Consider the following 16,345-nt stretch of genomic DNA (forward strand, 5'->3'; position numbering starts at 1 on the left):
TGCCGCTGCCGAGTGTCTTGACACCCATCGGCCGAGCGACGACCCTTCAACTCATCACCGATGGGAGCGCTCCCACCCTAGTGGACGCATACAGAAGCCGCACGTTCCCCGACCGAGCCGCAGAGTGAACGAACGGGCACAGCAAGGCAGTTGGCCGGGATCAGTACAGATCAGTAATTGAGCACTTGGAGGACGCAAATGCGCACGACTGCCCGTACGTCCCGACGCGCGATGACCTTCGCGGTCGTCGCCACTCTCGCCACAGGGCTGCTCGCCGGATGTGCGAGCGATGACGACGACGGTGGATCCGACGGCGGTTCCGGGGGTGCCGGAGGCAACGGCAAGACCACCATCACCATCGGAACCTTCGGAACCTTCGGCTACAAGCAGGCCGGTCTCTACGACGAATACATGAAGCTGCACCCGGACATCAACGTCAAGGAGAACGTCACCACCCGCACCGACGTCTACTGGCCCAAGACGGTCACCCGGCTGCAGGCCGGTTCGGGCACCGACGACGTGCAGGCCATCGAGATCGGCAACATCACCGACGCCGTGCAGACGCAGGGCAGCAAGTTCGTCGACCTGGGCAAGGAGGTCGACAAGTCGCAGTGGCTGGACTGGAAGCTGAAGCAGGCCACCACCGCTGACGGCAAGACCATAGGGCTCGGCACGGACATCGGCCCGATGGCGATCTGTTACCGCAAGGACCTGTTCAAGAAGGCCGGTCTGGAGACGGACCGCACCAAGCTCGCCAAGATGTGGGCGGGCGACTGGAGCAAGTACGTCGCCGTCGGCAAGCAGTACATGAAGAAGGCGCCCAGCGGCACCAAGTTCGTGGACTCGGCGTCCTCGGTCTACAACGCGGCGCTCGGCGGCGAGGCCGAGCGTTACTACAAGGACCCCGAGACGGTCAGCTGGGACAAGTCCGAGGGCGTGAAGAAGTCCTGGGACGTCGCCATGGAGGTGGCGACCAGCAACATGTCGGCGAAGCTGAAGCAGTTCGACAAGTCGTGGGACCAGGGCTACGCGAACGGCACGTTCGCCAGCGTCGCCTGCCCGGCCTGGATGATCGGTTACATCCAGGAGAAGTCCGGCACCGCCGGCTCCGGCAAGTGGGACGTGGCCGCCGCGCCGACCGCGGCGAACTGGGGCGGCTCCTTCCTCGGCGTGCCGACGGCGAGCAAGCACCAGAAGGAGGCCATCGCCCTGGCGAAGTGGCTGACCGCTCCCGAGCAGCAGGCGAAGGTCTTCGCGAAGCAGGCCAGCTTCCCGTCCACCCCGTCGGCGTACAGCACGCTGAAGCCGAAGGCCGAGACGTCCGCGTACTTCTCGGGCGCCCCGCTCACCCAGATCTTCTCCGACTCGGCGAAGACCATCCCGTCGCAGTACTTCGGCATCAAGGACCAGCCGATCAACACCGCGATCACCGACGTCGGCATCCTCCAGGTCGAGCAGAAGGGCAAGTCGCCCGAGCAGGGCTGGGACGCGGCGTCCAAGGAAGTCAAGGACGTGCTCGGCCAGTGACCGTGTCCAAAGAGGCTCTCGCGCAGTCCGCGTCGAGTGCCGATGCCGCGCCCTCCGACAAGGAGGGCGCGGCCCGCGGTACTCACGGTCGCGGTACGGCCAAGGCTCCTGACTCGTGGCGCAGCCGGCTGTACCGCTGGGACATGAAGGCGTCCCCGTACGCGTTCATCTCCCCCTTCTTCATCATCTTCGGCGCCTTCTCGCTGGTGCCGCTGCTCTACACCGCCTGGTACTCGCTGCACCACGTGCAGCTGTCCTCGCTGGACACCCAGACCTGGGCGGGTCTCGACAACTACACCAACCTGTTCTCCTCGGACTTCTTCTGGAACGCCCTGAAGAACACGTTCAGCATCGGCGTCCTGTCGACCGTGCCGCAGCTGGCGGCCGCGATCTGGCTGGCGCACATGCTGAACTACCGGCTGCGCGGCTCGACCGTGTGGCGCGTCGTGATGCTCACCCCGTACGCCACCTCGGTGGCGGCGGCGACGCTGGTGTTCACGCTGTTGTTCGCCCCCGAGAACGGCATGATCAACTGGCTGCTCGACCTGATCGGGATCGATCCGGTCAACTGGCGCGAGTCCGACTGGGGTTCGCAGTTCGCGGTGTCCTCGATCGTGATCTGGCGGTGGACCGGCTACAACGCGCTGATCTACCTCGCGGCCATGCAGGCCATCCCCGCCGACCTGTACGAGTCGGCGGCGCTGGACGGAGCGAGCCGCTGGCAGCAGTTCCGGCACGTGACCATCCCGATGCTGCGTCCGACCATCCTGTTCACCGTGGTCGTCTCCACCATCGGCGCGACCCAGCTGTTCGGTGAACCGCTGCTGTTCGGCGGCGTCAGCGGCTCCAAGGGCGGGTCCGAGCACCAGTACCAGACGCTCGGCCTGTACATGTACGACCAGGGCTGGATGATCGGCAACCTCGGCAAGGCGTCCGCCATCGCCTGGTCGATGTTCCTGATCCTCCTGATCATCGCCGCGATCAACCTGCTGATCACCCGACGGCTGAGGAAGTCCCAATGACCACCACTGATGTGACCCTGCCTCAGGTGGCCGCGCCGGACGCGCCGGGTGGCCGGCGGCGGGTGATGGGCGCGGGCAAGCACCTGCACGCCGGGCCTGTCACCTACGTCGTCCTGGCCCTGTTCGCCGTGGTCTCGCTCGCCCCGCTGCTGTGGACGGTGGTCGCGGCCTCGCGGACCAACGCCCGGCTCGCCCAGACCCCGCCGCCGTTCTGGATCGGCGGCAACCTGTTCAAGAACCTCGAACGGGCGTGGAACGAGGCGGGCATGGGGACCGCCATGCTCAACACGATCCTCGTGGCGTCGGCGATCACGGTCGGCACCGTGCTGTTCTCCACGCTCGCCGGGTTCGCCTTCGCCAAGCTGAAGTTCCGGTTCTCCAGCCTGCTGCTCCTGCTCACCATCGGCACGATGATGGTCCCGCCGCAGCTCGCGGTCGTCCCGCTGTACCTGTGGATGTCCGACCTGGGCTGGGCCAACCAGCTGCAGACGGTCATCCTGCCGACCCTGGTCAGCGCCTTCGGCACGTTCTTCATGCGGCAGTACCTGGTGGGCGCGCTGCCGACCGAACTGATCGAGGCCGCCCGCGTCGACGGCGCGAGCAGTCTGCGCGTGGTGTGGCACGTCGTCTTCCCGGCCGCGCGGCCCGCGATGGCCGTGCTCGGGCTGCTGACGTTCGTCATGGCCTGGAACGACTTCCTGTGGCCGATCATCGCGCTCAACGGTGAGAACCCGACGGTCCAGGTCGCCCTGAACCAGCTGGGCACCGGCTACATCCCCGACGACTCCGTCATCATGGCCGGCGCGCTGCTGGGCACGCTGCCGCTGCTCATCGCGTTCCTGCTGTTCGGCAAGCAGATCGTGGGCGGGATCATGCAGGGCGCGGTCAAGGGCTGACGGTCCGGTTCGGGCCTGCCCGGTCCCGGCCGGGCAGCTGTCGGGCGCGCGCGACGGGGGGCGCGCCCGGCATCCCGCCGTGGGTGGTGTGGTCTGCGCTGCCGGGTGCGGGTCTCGTCGTGGTTGCTCGCGCAGTTCCCCGCGCCCCTGGAAGGCATGCGCTGCGCGCAGCCTTCCCCCGCCGGGGAGAGGCCGCCCGAAGGGCGTGCCTCTCAGGGGCGCGGGGAACTGCGCGACCAGCCCCCACCGGCCCGCACCCGGCCCCCGACCCGCAGAAGACGAGGCCCACCCGCCGCCTCCCCCAACTCGACGTCCCCTCAACCCCTATGGGAGCGCTCCTATGACCACCACTGACAACACCAGCACCACGACCGCCACCGCACCCCACCGCCCCCAGTTCCCCACCGGATTCCTGTGGGGCGCGGCCACCGCCGCGTACCAGATCGAGGGCGCCGTGCGGGAGGACGGCCGGACGCCGTCGATCTGGGACACGTTCAGCCACACGCCGGGGAAGGTGGCGAACGGGGACACCGGGGACGTCGCCGTGGACCACTACCACCGGTGGCGCGACGACGTGCGGCTGATGGCGGACCTGGGCCTCACCTCGTACCGCTTCTCCGTGGCCTGGCCGCGGGTGCAGCCCACCGGCCGCGGGCCCGCCGTGCAGCGCGGGCTCGACTTCTACCGCGGTCTCGTCGACGAGCTGCTCAGCCACGGCATCAAGCCCGTGGTCACCCTCTACCACTGGGACCTGCCCCAGGAGCTGGAGAGCGCGGGCGGCTGGCCCGCGCGCGACACCGCCCACCGGTTCGCGGAGTACGCCGGGATCGTCGGCGAGGCGCTCGGCGACCGGGTCGAGAACTGGGTGACCCTCAACGAGCCCTGGTGCAGCGCCTTCCTGGGGTACGCCTCGGGCGTGCACGCCCCGGGCCGCACCGACCCGGCCGCCGCGCTGCGCGCCGCCCACCACCTCAACCTCGGGCACGGTCTGGCCACCCAGGCGCTGCGCTCCGTCCTGCCGGCCCGCGCGGGCATCGGCATCAGTCTCAACCCGAGCGTGGTCAGGGCCCTCACGGAGTCCCCCGCCGACCTGGACGCCAAGCGCCGGATCGACGCGCTCGCGAACCGCGTCTTCACCGGGCCGCTGCTCAAGGGCGCCTACCCGCAGGACCTGATCGACGACACCGCGCGCCTGACGGACTGGTCCTTCGTGCAGGACGGGGACCTCGCGTCCATCCACCAGCCCCTCGACTTCATCGGTCTGAACTACTACACGCCCGCCGTCGTCTCGGCCGCCCGCCCCGACCAGGACGGCCCCAGGCTGGACGGTCACGGCGCCAGTGACCACTCCCCCTGGCCGGCCGCCGACGACGTCGCCTTCCACCACGCGCCCGGCGAGGTCACCGCGATGAACTGGCCGGTGGATCCGACCGGTCTCACGGACCTTCTCCTCGACTACACCGCTCAGGCCCCCGGGGTTCCGCTCTACGTGACGGAGAACGGCGCCGCGTACGACGACGTCGTGGACGCCGACGGCCGGGTCCACGACCCGGACCGCATCCGCTACCTGCACGGCCACCTCGGCGCCATCCACGACGCGATCCGTGCGGGCGCCGACGTCCGCGGGTACTTCCTGTGGTCGCTGCTCGACAACTTCGAATGGGCGTACGGGTACGGCAAGCGGTTCGGCGCGGTCTACGTCGACTACGAGACCCAGGCCCGGATCCCGAAGTCGAGCGCCGCCTGGTACGCGCAGGTCGCCCGGACGGGTGGGCTGCCCGCCACCGACTAGGACGGCCGGGGCCGGTGCGCGCTCGCATAGCGGAGTGACGCATCGGCCCTTATTTTGCGCATATGCCTCACATGTCCGACACATTCGCTCCAGAGATCCGCTGAGCTGCCATGGGCGTACTCAAGGATCATCCGGAACTCGTCCTGTTCGCGAGCCTCGCGCTCGGCTACCTCGTCGGGAAGCTGCGCGTCGGCCCGCTCACCCTGGGCGGCATCTGCGGAACCCTGATCGTCTCGCTGCTGCTCGGCGCCTGGACCAAGGCGGAGATCTCCGGCGACGTGAAGACCGTGTTCTTCGCGCTCTTCATCTTCGCCCTCGGCTACATGGCCGGGCCGCAGTTCTTCCGCAACCTCAACAAGAAGTCCCTGCGCTTCTTCGTGCTCTGCGGCATCGAGCTGGTCTGCGTCCTCGGCATCGCCTTCGGCCTCGCCAAGTGGTTCGACCTCGACGTCGGTACGGCCTCCGGCATCCTGGCCGGCGCCGCCACCGAATCGGCCGTGGTCGGCACGGCGACCGAGTCCATCGGCAAGCTCACCAACCTGACCGCCGCGCAGATCAGCGAGTACCAGGGCAACGTCGCCACCGCGTACACCGTCTGCTACCTCTTCGGCCTGATCACGATCGTGCTCTACACGAGCCAGATCATGCCGATGCTGCTCCGCATCAACCTGCGCGACGCCTCCCGCGAGCTGTGGGAGCGCACCCGCAGCAGCGGCAGCCTGGAGTCGGACGAGCGCGCCGCGCTGCCCACCATGGTGGGCCGTACGTACCTGGTGACCACCGCCGACGGACGGACCGTCGGCGACCTGGAGTCCAGCCTCGGCACCCGGATCACCATCGAGTCCGTCAAGCGCGGCAGCAGGATGCTGACGCCCTCCCCCGACCTGGAGCTCACCCTCTCCGACCTGGTCCTCGTGGTCGGCCGGCGGGCGAACACCATCGAGGCGGGGCGGCTGATCGGCCCCGAGACGCCCGGCGTGCCGGGGCTCGACTCGCCGCTCGCCACCAAGCAGGTGTCGATCACGGACAAGGCCAACGACGGCAAGACCATCGACGACCTCGTGCGCGAGAACCCCGAGTTCCTCAGCGACGGCGTCTACGTCACCGACGTCGTCCGCGCCGACCAGGACATGCCCGCGAACGGCGACACGGTCGTGCACCGCGGCGACGTGCTGACCCTGGTCGGCGCCCGCTCGGGCCTGAGCAAGCTGGTCGCGAAGCTGGGCTCGGTCGTCAAGAACGACGCCACCGACTTCATCTACCTCGGGCTCGGCATCGCGGCCGGTTCGCTGCTCGGCCAGGTCGTGGTGAAGTTCGGCGACGTACCGATGTCGCTCGGCACCGGCGGCGGCTGTCTGATCTCGGGCCTGCTGTTCGGCTGGTTCCGCTCCCGCTCGCAGACCTTCGGCGCGTTCCCGCCGCAGGCCGCCTCGACCATCAAGGACATGGGGCTCGCGGTCTTCATCGCCTGCACCGGTCTGGTGTCGGGGCCGCAGGCGTGGCCGCTGCTGAAGGAGTACGGGGCGCTGCTGCCGTTCGCCGGGATCGCGATGGTCCTGGTCCCCGCGACGATCTCGCTCGTCGTCGGCCGCAAGCTCCTCAACATCGAGAAGCCGTTGCTGATCGGCGCCATCGCGGGGCAGCAGTGTTCGACGCCCGCGATCACCGCCGTCACCCAGGTGGCGCAGTCGTCGGTGCCGATGCTCGGCTACACGATCACCTACGCCCTCTCGAACTTCCTGCTCCCCCTGACGGGCCCCGTGCTCGTCGGCGTACTCGGACACTGAGAGGCGGCACGTCCAGTGATCGACTTTCTCAACCGGAACATCTTCCAGCCCTATCCGGAACTGCTGGTGTTCCTCACCGTCGCGCTCGGCTTCCTCTTCGGCAAGCTGCGCTACAAGGCGATCGCGCTCGGCGCCGTCACCGGCTGCCTGGTCGCCGGCCTGCTGCTCGGCGCGCAGTTCAAGGTCACCGTCGACGGGACCGTGAAGAGCCTGTTCTTCATCATGTTCCTGTTCGCCCTGGGCTACAAAGTGGGTCCGCAGTTCTTCCGCGGACTGAAGAAGGACGGCCTGCCGCAGGTCGTCAACGCCATCGTCGTCTGCGTCACCGGCCTGCTGGTCTGCTGGCTCTTCGCGGCGATGCTCGGCTACGGCCCCGGGCTCTCCGCCGGTCTGCTGGGCGGCGCGCTCACCCAGTCCGCGGTCATCGGTGTCGCGCAGGACGCCATCGGCAACCTGCCGGGCCTCACCTCCGGGCAGGCCAAGAACGAGGAGAACCTCGTCGCGATCGGCTACGCGGTCACGTATCCGCTCGGCACGATCCTGTGCGCGATGCTGCTCGCCAACGTCCTGCCGAAGCTCTACAAGAAGGACCTCGCGGCCGAATCGGCCGTGCTGGCCAAGGAGCTGGACGCACCGGAGGACGACCCCGACCTGCACGAGGGCTACTACGAGGTCGTGCTGCGGGCCTACACGATCCAGCGCCCCGACATCGTCGGCCGCACCATCGACGACTTCGAGAAGCAGCAACAGCAGCTGGGCCACCGCATCTACCTCACGCGCGTGCGCCGCGACGGCCAGGTGCTCGACCACGACCAGCGGACGGTGCTGCGCGAGGGCGACGTCGTCGCGGTGAGCGCACTGCGCGGCTCCCTCGTCGAGTACGACGCCCGGACGCACATCGGCATGGAGACCGACGACGTCGAACTGCTCGGCTACGAGACGGAGACGCTGCACGTGGTGGCGTCGGAGAAGGCCCAACTGGGCAAGACCGTCGCCGAGCTGCGGCGCGAGCCGTTCATGGTCGGGGTCTACATCGACAAGATCTACCGGTCCGGTGCCGAGTTCCCCTACCGGCTCTCCACGAAGATCGAGCGCGGCGACACGCTCATCCTGACCGGGCCGCGACGCCTGGTGGACCCGGCCGGCGCCGCGATCGGCAAGCCGGTCCCCACCTCGTTCGCCACCGACATGATCTGGATCGGCCTCGGCATCTTCCTCGGCGGCTGCATCGGCATCCCCGCGCTGACCGTCTCCGGCGTGCCGATCTCGCTGTCCACCTCCGGCGGCGCGCTCATCATGGGCCTGGTCTTCGGCTGGATCCGCGGCAAGTACCCGACGTACGGCAACGTGCCGCCCGGCGCCCAGTGGTTCATGGACACGCTCGGCCTGTGCCTGTTCGTCGCGGTCGTCGGCATCAACGCGGGGCCGAGCTTCACCTCCGGCCTGTCGCAGGCCGGCTGGGGGCTGCTCGTCTTCGGCGCCGTGGCCACGGTGATCCCGCTGATCGTCGGCTTCCTCGTGGGCCACTACATCCAGAAGATCCGCTTCCCGATCCTGATGGGCGTCCTCGCGGGCGGCCAGACGACCACGGCCGCGATCGGCGCGATCAACGAGGCGTCCAGATCCCAGGTTCCGACGCTCGGCTACACGATCCCGTACGCCGTCGGGAACGTGCTGCTGACCATCTGGGGCGCCGTGATCGTCCTCCTCCACCACTGACCGTAAGGAAGCCACACCATGCCGAAGACGCCCCTCACCCGTGAGCAGATCCAGCACTACGCCCAGCTCTCCCCCTTCGAGCTGAAGAACGTCTTCATCGACCTGGCCAAGGAGGCGCAGGCCGACAAGCCGGGCCAGAAGGGCACCTCCAGCGTCCAGATGCTCAACGCGGGCCGCGGCAACCCGAACTGGGTGGCCACCGGACCCCGCGAGGCGTTCTACGCGCTGGGCTACTTCGCCCTGTCCGAGTCCCGGCGCGTGTGGACGGCCGACAACCTGGGAGGCATGCCGGAGAAGGACGGCTCGTACGAGCGCTTCGACACCTTCGTGCGCCGCCACCCGGACCTGCCGGGCATCGAACTCCTCGCCCAGTGCGTGCAGTTGGGCATCCAGCGGTTCGGGTTCGACAAGGACGCGTTCGTGCACGAGCTGACCGACAGCTCGGTCGGCGACAACTACCCGGTGCCGGACCGGATCCTGGAGCACGTCCAGGAGATCGTGCGCGGCTACGTCGCGGACGAGATGTTCGACAAGAAGCCGCCGGCCGGGCAGATCTCGTACTTCGCGACCGAGGGCGGCACGGCCGCCATGTGCTACATCTTCGACTCGCTGATGAAGAACGGGATCCTGCACAAGGGCGACAAGATCGCGCTGATGGTCCCGGTGTTCACGCCGTACATCGAGATCCCCGAGCTCGACACGTACGAGTTCGACGTGACCTACGTCGAGGCCAGCATGTTCGCCGAGACGGGCGTGCGCGAGTGGCGCTACCCGGCCGAGGAGGTCGCCAAGCTGGCGGACCCGGAGATCAAGCTGGTCTGCCTGGTCAACCCGTCCAACCCGCCGTCCCTCGCGCTCAGCCGGCGGGTCGCGGACCAGATCAAGGACATCGTCGCGACGAAGAACCCGAACCTGCTGATCGTCACGGACGACGTGTACGGCACGTTCGTGGACGGCTTCCGCTCGATCGCCGCCGACCTGCCGCGCAACACGCTGCTCGTCTACTCGTACTCGAAGCACTACGGCTGCACGGGCTGGCGGCTCGGCGTCATCGGCCTGCACGACGACAACGTGATCGACGAGCAGATCAAGGCGCTCCCCGCGGCCGAGACGGAGCGGCTGAACAAGCGGTACGGCACGCTCACCCTGGAGCCGGAGAAGATCAGGTTCATCGACCGGCTGGTCGCCGACTCCCGGCAGGTGGCGCTCAACCACACGGCGGGCCTGTCGCTGCCGCAGCAGGTCATGCTCGCCCTGTTCTCGCTCTTCGACATGCTGGAGGAGGGCCAGGCGTACAAGGAGCGGATCCGTGCGATCGTCCGGCAGCGGCTCGAACTCCTGCTGGAGGGCTCGCAGATGAAGATCGCCGAGGACCCGGAGCGGGCCGGCTACTACATCGAGCTCGATCTGCTGGCGCAGGCGGAGCTGGAGCACGGGCAGGAGTTCGCGGCGTTCCTGGAGAAGAGCTACGAGCCCATCGACGCGCTGTTCCGCCTCGCCCAGCAGACGGGTGTGGTGCTCCTGAACGGCGGCGGCTTCGAAGGTCCCGAGTGGTCGGTGCGGGTCTCCCTCGCCAACCTGGACGACCTGGACTACCTGAAGATCGGCCACCACCTGCGGGCGATCTTCAACGACTACGCGCAGGAGTGGCGGGCCGCGCAGGCCTGACCGCGCAGGCCCGACCTGACACAGCCCCGGCCGGGTGGGGGACTCCGCAGAGCGCCGGCCGGGGCCGCGGCCCCCGTTCCTCGCAGTGGCTGGTCGAGCTAGTCGAAGGCCACGAAGGCCTTCTGGAAGGCGTTGGCACCCTGCTCGATCGACGAGCAGGTCGGGTCCGCCGAGTTCTTGGCGCCGCCGGCGCACTGCTTGTCACGGGTCGCCGACCACATCGACAGGCCGCCCAGGCCCTTCTCCTTGGCGAAGGAGACGAGCTGGGTGGCGTCGTCGACCTTGAAGACCTCGGACGCGACGTCGTTGACGCCGATCATCGGGGTGATCGCGACGGCCTTCCAGGCGGCCGCGTCCGACAGGCCGAGGGCCGACTTGATCTGCGCCTGCGTGGCGGTGGCGGCCTGCTCGGCGTAGGTGCCCATGTCGCCGCTGTACGAGCCGCCGTAGTCCATCGCCATGATGTTGACGAGGTCGGTGGCGACGCCGTTCTCCTTGGCGTTCTTGAGGAAGTTCACGCCGTCCGACGTCAGGCCCTCGGGCATGACGGGCAGGGTGAAGGAGACGTTCAGGTCGGGGTTGTCCTTCTGCAGCGTGGCGATGGCCTCGGCGCGCTTGGTGTTGTTGGCCGTGTCGGGCAGCGCGCCGCCCTCGACGTCGAAGTCGACCCTGGTGAGCTTGAACTGGTCGATGACCTTCTGGTACGCCGCCGCCAGGTCGGACGCCGAGGAGCAGGCCTGCGCGAGTTCGGTGCCGGAGGCGCCGCCGAAGGAGACGCGGACGTCGCCGCCCGCGGACCGCAGGTCGCCGATCTGCGCCGCGACCTCGTCGCTGCCGAGGTCGGTGACGCCGCCCCACTTCGGGACGCACGAGCCGCCCGAGGTGATGAAGGCGAGGTTGTACTCCTTCACGCCGGTGGCCTTGGACGAGGCGACCAGGTCGAACTTCGGGTACAGGGAGGTGTCGACGTACGGGGCGAATCCGGCGGCCGCCGTCGAACCCGAACCCGAACCCGAGCCGGAGGACGACGAGGCGGTCGGGCTCGCGGTGGCCGTCTCGCTCGGCTTCGCGGTGGTGGAGGCCGAGGCGGTCGGCGACGGGGTGGCCGTCTCTGTGGGGCGGCCGGACGGCTCGGGGGTCGCGCCGTCGTCGACGGAGCACTTGGTGTCGTTGATGAGACAGCCGGCCGGGTCGGCGTCACCGGTGACGACGAAGCCGACGGTCACGGCCTTGCCGGCCGCGATGCCCGCCTTGTCCCAGGAGGCGGCGGTGACGGTGACGTGCTGCCCGTCGGTCTTCGACTCGGCGTTCCACAGCGAGCCCAGCTTCGTGCCCGCCGGCAGGTCGAACTCCAGGGTCCAGTCGGCCTGGGCCTTGTCGGTGTCGTTCGTGATGACGTACTGCCCGGTGTAGCCACCGGACCAGCTGCTGGTCCTGGTGAACGCGGCGCCCACCGAGGCAGCCGACGCGCTCGACGCGAAGAGGAACCCGCCGCCGCCCACGACGGCCGCGGCGACGACGCCGCCTATCGCCTTGTTCCTGCCGCTGACCCTGCGCCGGTGCGTGCTGCTCATCACGTGCCTGCCTTAGCTGTACGGGGGTGGGGGTGCCCTGGGGGTAGGGCGCGGCAGCACGCTAGCGATCCGGAATCCGTCAATTCGGTCAACCGGGGCGGGGGTTGAGGATCTTAGGGTTGGCTTAAGGAAGGGATCGGGAGCGATTAAAGGTAGAGACCAGTCCTTTACGTTCCCGGCTCCGGTGTCCGCGTCCGCGCCGGGTCCCGGCCGGGGCCCTGGTGGCCCGCTGGTCGGTCTGGACCCAGATCCGCACCTCGGTGCCGCCGAGCACGGACGAGCCGATGCGCACGTCGCCGCCGGTGGACTCGGCGAGGCGCCGCACGATGTCCAGGCCGAGGCCGGTCGAGCCGTCGCTGCCCGAGCCCCGGCCGCGGGCCATCGCCGCCTCGGGGTCGAGGATGCCGGGGCCCGCGTCCGAGACGAGCACGATCACGGCGTCCTCGCCGCTGTGCACGTCGACCGCGAAGGCGGTGCCCTCCGGGGTGTGCCGGAAGACGTTGCCGAGCAGCGCGTCGAGGGCGGCCACCAATTCGCCGCGGACGACCGGGATGCGGACGGGCCGGTCGATCCCGGCGACCCGCACCTTGCGCCCCTCGTCCTCGGCGAGCGCCGACCAGAAGTCCATGCGCTCGCGGATCACCTCGGCGGCGTCGCAGCCGGCGCCAGGACCGGCCGCGGCGGTCTGCGGCTTGGCGTCCCTGGCCGTGCGGATGATGGTGTCGACCTCGCGCTCCAGCTGCTCGACGGCGACCCGGGTCTGCTCGGCGGCGGGCCCGTCCCCCAGCGAGGCGGCGTTCAGCCGGAGCACGGTCAGCGGGGTGCGCAGCCGGTGCGACAGGTCGGCGGCCAGCTCCCTTTCGTTGGCGAGCAGTTGGACGACCTGGTCGGCCATGGAGTTGAACGCGACGGCGGCGAGCCGCAGTTCGGTCGGCCCGTCCTCGGGCACCCGCGCGCCGAGCCTGCCCTCGCCGAGTTCGTGCGCGGCGCCGACGAGCCGCTGCGCGGGCTGCACCATGCGCACCCCGAGCCGGTCCGCGACCGCCACGGACCCGATGACGAGCGCGATGCCGACGCCCGCGAGCACGACCCACGCGGTCGTCACGCCGTTGGTGACCTCGGCCTCGGGGACGAACACCTCGACGACGGCGATCTTCACGGTGCTGATCGCGATCGGCTGCAGCCACACGGAGCCGCCGGGCACGTCGACGACGGTCGCCCGCCGGATGTCGAGGTCGTCGGCGTCGACCCGCTGCTCGCCGAGCCGGATGGCGGGGTTGCCGTCGGCGGCCGGGACGTACACGGACATCCGGTCGCCGTCGCCGGTCTGCGCGGTGGCGAGGGCGCGGGCGAGCTGGTCGCGGTCGGTGGTGATGGAGAGGGTGGGGCCGATGGCGACGGCGGTCCGCTCGGCGTTGGAGAACGCGCGGTCCCGGGCCATCTCCTTGATGACGAGCCCGAGCGGGACGGCGAACGCGACGACCACCATGGTCGTCACGGCCAGACAGACCTTGACGAGCGCCCACCTCACGGCGAGGCCTCCAGGCGCGGCGGCTCCAGCTTCACGCCGACGCCGCGCAGGGTGTGCAGATAGCGGGGCCTGGCGGCCGTCTCGCCCAACTTCCGGCGCAGCCACGACAGATGGACGTCGATGGTCTGGTCGTCCCCGTAGCTCTGCTGCCACACCTCGGCGAGGAGTTCCTTGCGGGGGACGACGACGCCGGGCCGCCCGGCGAGGAAGGCCAGCAGGTCGAACTCGCGGCGGGTCAGGTCGAGCCGGGCACCGTCCAGCTCGGCCTGCCGGCGCAGCGGGTCGATGGACAGGCCGCCGACCTGGAGGAGCCGCGAGGGCGGCTCGGCGGTGGCGCTCCCCCGCGAGCGGCGCAGCACGGCGGCCATCCGCGCGGACAGGTGCTCGGGCGAGAACGGCTTGGTCAGGTAGTCGTCGGCACCGTCGTTGAGCAGCCGGACGATCTCGGCCTCGTCGTCCCGCGCCGTGGCGATGATCACCGGTACGTCGGTGATGCCGCGGAGCATCTTCAGCGCCTCGGCCCCGTCCAGATCCGGCAGGCCGAGGTCGAGGATCACCACGTCGAACCGGAAATGAGCGACCTCGCGCAGCGCCTCCAGGGCCGTGCCGACGCTGCGCACGGTGTGTGCCGCGTCGGTCAGGTGCCGGATGAGGGCCGAGCGCACGAACTGGTCGTCCTCGACCACGAGCACACTTGCCATGGGCGGCACCGTACGCCATCCGGACGTTTTCAGGCCTCCCCCGGGTGACGGTGGACCGTACGGGACACGGGTGGCGGGTGTGGTGCAGTATGGCCCGCGATGCAACCGACGCTCTCCTCGCCCCCACCGACGCCGACGCCGGAACCGCCCCGGGCACCGCGGTCGGTCCGCCGGGGGCTGGTGCACTCGGTCGCGTGGCTGCTCGCCACCGGGGCCGCGGTGACGCTGTCGTGGTGGGGCGTGCACACGGTGATGTCCGGCACGGCGTACGACCCGCCGCAGGCGCTGCCGGTGATGGCCACGGACGACGGGGACGCGGCGTCGCCGGTCTCCTCGTCCACGCACCGTCCGGAGCCGTCGCCCTCGGCGTCGTCCTCCGCGGCGTCGTCGAAACCGTCCCGGTCGGCGTCGAAGTCCGCCACGCCCGGCCCGAAGCCGTCGCCCACCACGCGCTCCTCGTCACCCGGCACCGCCTCGTCCGGCACCGTGAAGAGCTACGCGACGACGGGCGGGCGCGCGGTCTTCGACCTCGGGACGTCGTCCGCGACGCTGGTCTCGGCGACCCCGGCCTCGGGCTGGTCGGTGCAGGTGTGGAAGCAGACCACGTGGATCCGGGTCGAGTTCACGTCCGGCGCGGACAAGGTGTCGGTGTTCTGCACGTGGCACGACCACGCGCCGACGGTGGAGATCGCGAAGTACTGAGCCCTCACCGGGACGGGGCCCTCACCGGAACACGGACGGCGGCGGTGCCGGGGAGGCCTTGGCCGCCGCGTCCACGACGGGCACCGCCCCGCCCGTGAAGTCCGCCAGCGCCTTCCCGTGCTCGACCCGCCCCGGATGCGGGTCCCCCGCCGCGCGCCGGGTCAGCTCGGTGACCGGCAGGGGCTGCGCGGACGCCACCAGGACCGCGTTCCCGAACCGCTTGCCGCGCAGCACGGTCGGGTCGGCGACCAGGGCGAGCTCGGGGAAGACGGCGGCGGCCGTGGCGATCTGGGCGCGCAGGTGCGCGAGGGGCGGCCCGTCGGCGAGGTTGGCGACGTAGACGCCGGTGGTCCGCAGCACGCGGCGCACCTCGGTCAGGAACTCCGTGCTCGTCAGGTGGGCCGGGGTGCGGGCCCCGCTGAACACGTCCGCGACGAGGACGTCGGCCCAGTCGTCGGGCAGCTTGGCGAGGGCCTCGCGGGCGTCGGCGGTGCGGACGCGGATCCGGGCGCCGGGGTCCAACGGCAGGGTGGCGCGCACGAGTTGGACGAGCGGGCCGTCGCGTTCCACGATCTGCTGCGTGGAGCGGGGGCGGGTGGCGGCGACGTAGCGGGCCAGTGTGAAGGCGCCGCCGCCGAGGTGCAGGGCCTGCACCGGGCGGCCCTGGTCGGCGGCCAGGTCCAGGACGTGGCCGATCCGCCGCTGGTACTCGAAGGAGAGGTGCGTCGGGTCGTCGAGGTCGACGTGGGACTGCGGGGCGCCGTCCAGGAGCAGGGTCCAGGCGGCCGGGCGGTCCCGGTCGGGTATCAGCTCGGCGAGCCCGCCGTCGACGCTCTCCACGACGGGCTCCCGGGCCCCTCGGCCCCCACCGTCGCTGCTGCGCCCCTGCTTGCGTGACCTCGCCATTCGCCCATTATCGACGGGTGGCGGCGCATCGGCCCAGCGGCGGTCCCCGCGACGGTCTCAGCGGCGGTCTCAGCGGCAGTTGTCGGCGGCCTCGATCAGCCGGGCGGCCTCGTCCAGGGCGGCCCGCAGCACGGCCGGGTCGGTGACCAGGTCGCCGCTCTCCTCGCCGGGCGGCAGCAGCCATCCGGTGCCCTCGACCGGCGGCGGGGCGGAGACCGCGCCGAACGCGAGCCCGCGGCCCTCCGTGTGCGTACAGGCGCTGCCCGGGACGTCCCAGCCGTCGGCGGTGCCGGGCGGCACGAGGAAGCCGAGGGTGTCGCCGCCGCCGTCGTGCAGCACGGGACCGACCGTCTCCGTGCAGCCCCTGCGCAGGATGTCGACCGCCTCCAGGCCCTGCCGCGATGGCACCGTGACCAGATCGCAGGCGCCGGGCGGCTGCTCGCTGCGCTCCTCGGTCGGACGGTGTTGCGCTGTCGACGTCATGGGCTGTGCCGCGTCCAACACGTCGGCCCCTCCTCGT

At 70.3% G+C, this 16,345-nt stretch carries 13 protein-coding genes; 8 read left to right on the plus strand and 5 right to left on the minus strand.

What is annotated here, in order from left to right; all coding sequences use genetic code 11:
- Positions 1-198: 198 nt before the first annotated feature.
- The 7 genes from RBJ77_RS52485 (at position 199) to RBJ77_RS52515 (ending at position 10,411) form a co-directional block, all read left to right on the plus strand.
- Positions 199-1,527 carry an ABC transporter substrate-binding protein gene (locus tag RBJ77_RS52485; RefSeq protein ID WP_372351440.1) on the plus strand — a complete coding sequence of 443 codons (1,329 nt, stop codon included), beginning with the start codon at positions 199-201 and terminating at the stop codon, positions 1,525-1,527.
- Positions 1,524-2,549 carry a carbohydrate ABC transporter permease gene (locus RBJ77_RS52490; protein WP_372351441.1) on the plus strand — a complete coding sequence of 342 codons (1,026 nt, stop codon included), beginning with the start codon at positions 1,524-1,526 and terminating at the stop codon, positions 2,547-2,549. Before RBJ77_RS52485 ends, RBJ77_RS52490 begins: the two co-directional genes overlap by 4 nt.
- Positions 2,546-3,445, plus strand: a complete 900-nt coding sequence (locus tag RBJ77_RS52495; RefSeq protein WP_372351442.1) for a carbohydrate ABC transporter permease — start codon at positions 2,546-2,548, stop codon at positions 3,443-3,445. Before RBJ77_RS52490 ends, RBJ77_RS52495 begins: the two co-directional genes overlap by 4 nt.
- A gap of 340 nt (positions 3,446-3,785) precedes the next feature.
- Positions 3,786-5,237: a GH1 family beta-glucosidase gene (locus tag RBJ77_RS52500; RefSeq protein ID WP_372351443.1), complete on the plus strand. Its 1,452-nt coding sequence runs from the start codon at positions 3,786-3,788 to the stop codon at positions 5,235-5,237.
- 110 nt (positions 5,238-5,347) lie between these two features.
- Entirely contained in the window at positions 5,348-7,024 is a 1,677-nt protein-coding gene (aspT, locus tag RBJ77_RS52505) for an aspartate-alanine antiporter (protein WP_372351444.1), read from the plus strand.
- 15 nt (positions 7,025-7,039) lie between these two features.
- On the plus strand, positions 7,040-8,743 hold the full coding sequence (aspT, locus tag RBJ77_RS52510) for an aspartate-alanine antiporter (RefSeq protein ID WP_372351445.1): 1,704 nt from the start codon (positions 7,040-7,042) through the stop codon (positions 8,741-8,743).
- Between the two features lie 18 nt (positions 8,744-8,761).
- Positions 8,762-10,411 (plus strand): bifunctional aspartate transaminase/aspartate 4-decarboxylase, encoded by a 1,650-nt coding sequence (locus RBJ77_RS52515; RefSeq protein ID WP_372351446.1) that lies wholly within the window; start codon positions 8,762-8,764, stop codon positions 10,409-10,411.
- Positions 10,412-10,509: 98 nt separating this feature from the next.
- On the opposite strand, the gene RBJ77_RS52520 is transcribed toward RBJ77_RS52515, so the two are convergent.
- From RBJ77_RS52520 to RBJ77_RS52530, 3 genes are all read right to left on the minus strand, one after another.
- A complete protein-coding gene (locus RBJ77_RS52520; protein ID WP_372351447.1) occupies positions 10,510-11,985 on the minus strand; it encodes a cellulose binding domain-containing protein in 1,476 nt (491 codons plus the stop codon).
- Positions 11,986-12,109: 124 nt separating this feature from the next.
- The gene (locus RBJ77_RS52525; protein WP_372351448.1) at positions 12,110-13,516 is read right to left on the minus strand and encodes a sensor histidine kinase; all 1,407 of its coding nucleotides are present in this window, start codon (positions 13,514-13,516) and stop codon (positions 12,110-12,112) included.
- Positions 13,513-14,217, minus strand: coding sequence for a response regulator transcription factor (locus RBJ77_RS52530; RefSeq protein WP_255979499.1), 705 nt, complete (start codon positions 14,215-14,217; stop codon positions 13,513-13,515). The genes RBJ77_RS52525 and RBJ77_RS52530 overlap by 4 nt, the downstream gene beginning before the upstream one ends.
- Positions 14,218-14,394: 177 nt before the next feature.
- On the opposite strand from RBJ77_RS52530, the gene RBJ77_RS52535 reads away from it, so the two are divergent.
- Positions 14,395-14,919 (plus strand): hypothetical protein, encoded by a 525-nt coding sequence (locus tag RBJ77_RS52535; protein WP_372351570.1) that lies wholly within the window; start codon positions 14,395-14,397, stop codon positions 14,917-14,919.
- A gap of 21 nt (positions 14,920-14,940) precedes the next feature.
- On the opposite strand, the gene RBJ77_RS52540 is transcribed toward RBJ77_RS52535, so the two are convergent.
- Positions 14,941-15,825, minus strand: a complete 885-nt coding sequence (locus tag RBJ77_RS52540; RefSeq protein ID WP_372351449.1) for a spermidine synthase — start codon at positions 15,823-15,825, stop codon at positions 14,941-14,943.
- A 69-nt stretch (positions 15,826-15,894) separates the two neighbouring features.
- The gene (locus tag RBJ77_RS52545) at positions 15,895-16,308 is read right to left on the minus strand and encodes a hypothetical protein (protein WP_372351571.1); all 414 of its coding nucleotides are present in this window, start codon (positions 16,306-16,308) and stop codon (positions 15,895-15,897) included.
- Between the last annotated feature and the right edge of the window lie 37 nt (positions 16,309-16,345).

Origin of the sequence: Streptomyces sp. KL116D, from assembly GCF_030766975.1 — a bacterium.
Lineage (GTDB): Bacteria > Actinomycetota > Actinomycetes > Streptomycetales > Streptomycetaceae > Streptomyces > Streptomyces longispororuber_A.

What these genes read in the sequence shown, in the direction of transcription:
- RBJ77_RS52485 (WP_372351440.1), top strand. Translation starts at nt 199, where the DNA reads ATGCGCACGACTGCCCGTACGTCCCGACGCGCGATGACCTTCGCGGTC.
- RBJ77_RS52495 (WP_372351442.1), top strand. Translation starts at nt 2,546, where the DNA reads ATGACCACCACTGATGTGACCCTGCCTCAGGTGGCCGCGCCGGACGCG.
- RBJ77_RS52500 (WP_372351443.1), top strand. Translation starts at nt 3,786, where the DNA reads ATGACCACCACTGACAACACCAGCACCACGACCGCCACCGCACCCCAC.
- aspT (WP_372351444.1), top strand. Translation starts at nt 5,348, where the DNA reads ATGGGCGTACTCAAGGATCATCCGGAACTCGTCCTGTTCGCGAGCCTC.
- RBJ77_RS52515 (WP_372351446.1), top strand. Translation starts at nt 8,762, where the DNA reads ATGCCGAAGACGCCCCTCACCCGTGAGCAGATCCAGCACTACGCCCAG.
- RBJ77_RS52520 (WP_372351447.1), bottom strand. Translation starts at nt 11,985, where the DNA reads ATGAGCAGCACGCACCGGCGCAGGGTCAGCGGCAGGAACAAGGCGATA.
- RBJ77_RS52530 (WP_255979499.1), bottom strand. Translation starts at nt 14,217, where the DNA reads ATGGCAAGTGTGCTCGTGGTCGAGGACGACCAGTTCGTGCGCTCGGCC.
- RBJ77_RS52540 (WP_372351449.1), bottom strand. Translation starts at nt 15,825, where the DNA reads ATGGCGAGGTCACGCAAGCAGGGGCGCAGCAGCGACGGTGGGGGCCGA.
- RBJ77_RS52545 (WP_372351571.1), bottom strand. Translation starts at nt 16,308, where the DNA reads ATGACGTCGACAGCGCAACACCGTCCGACCGAGGAGCGCAGCGAGCAG.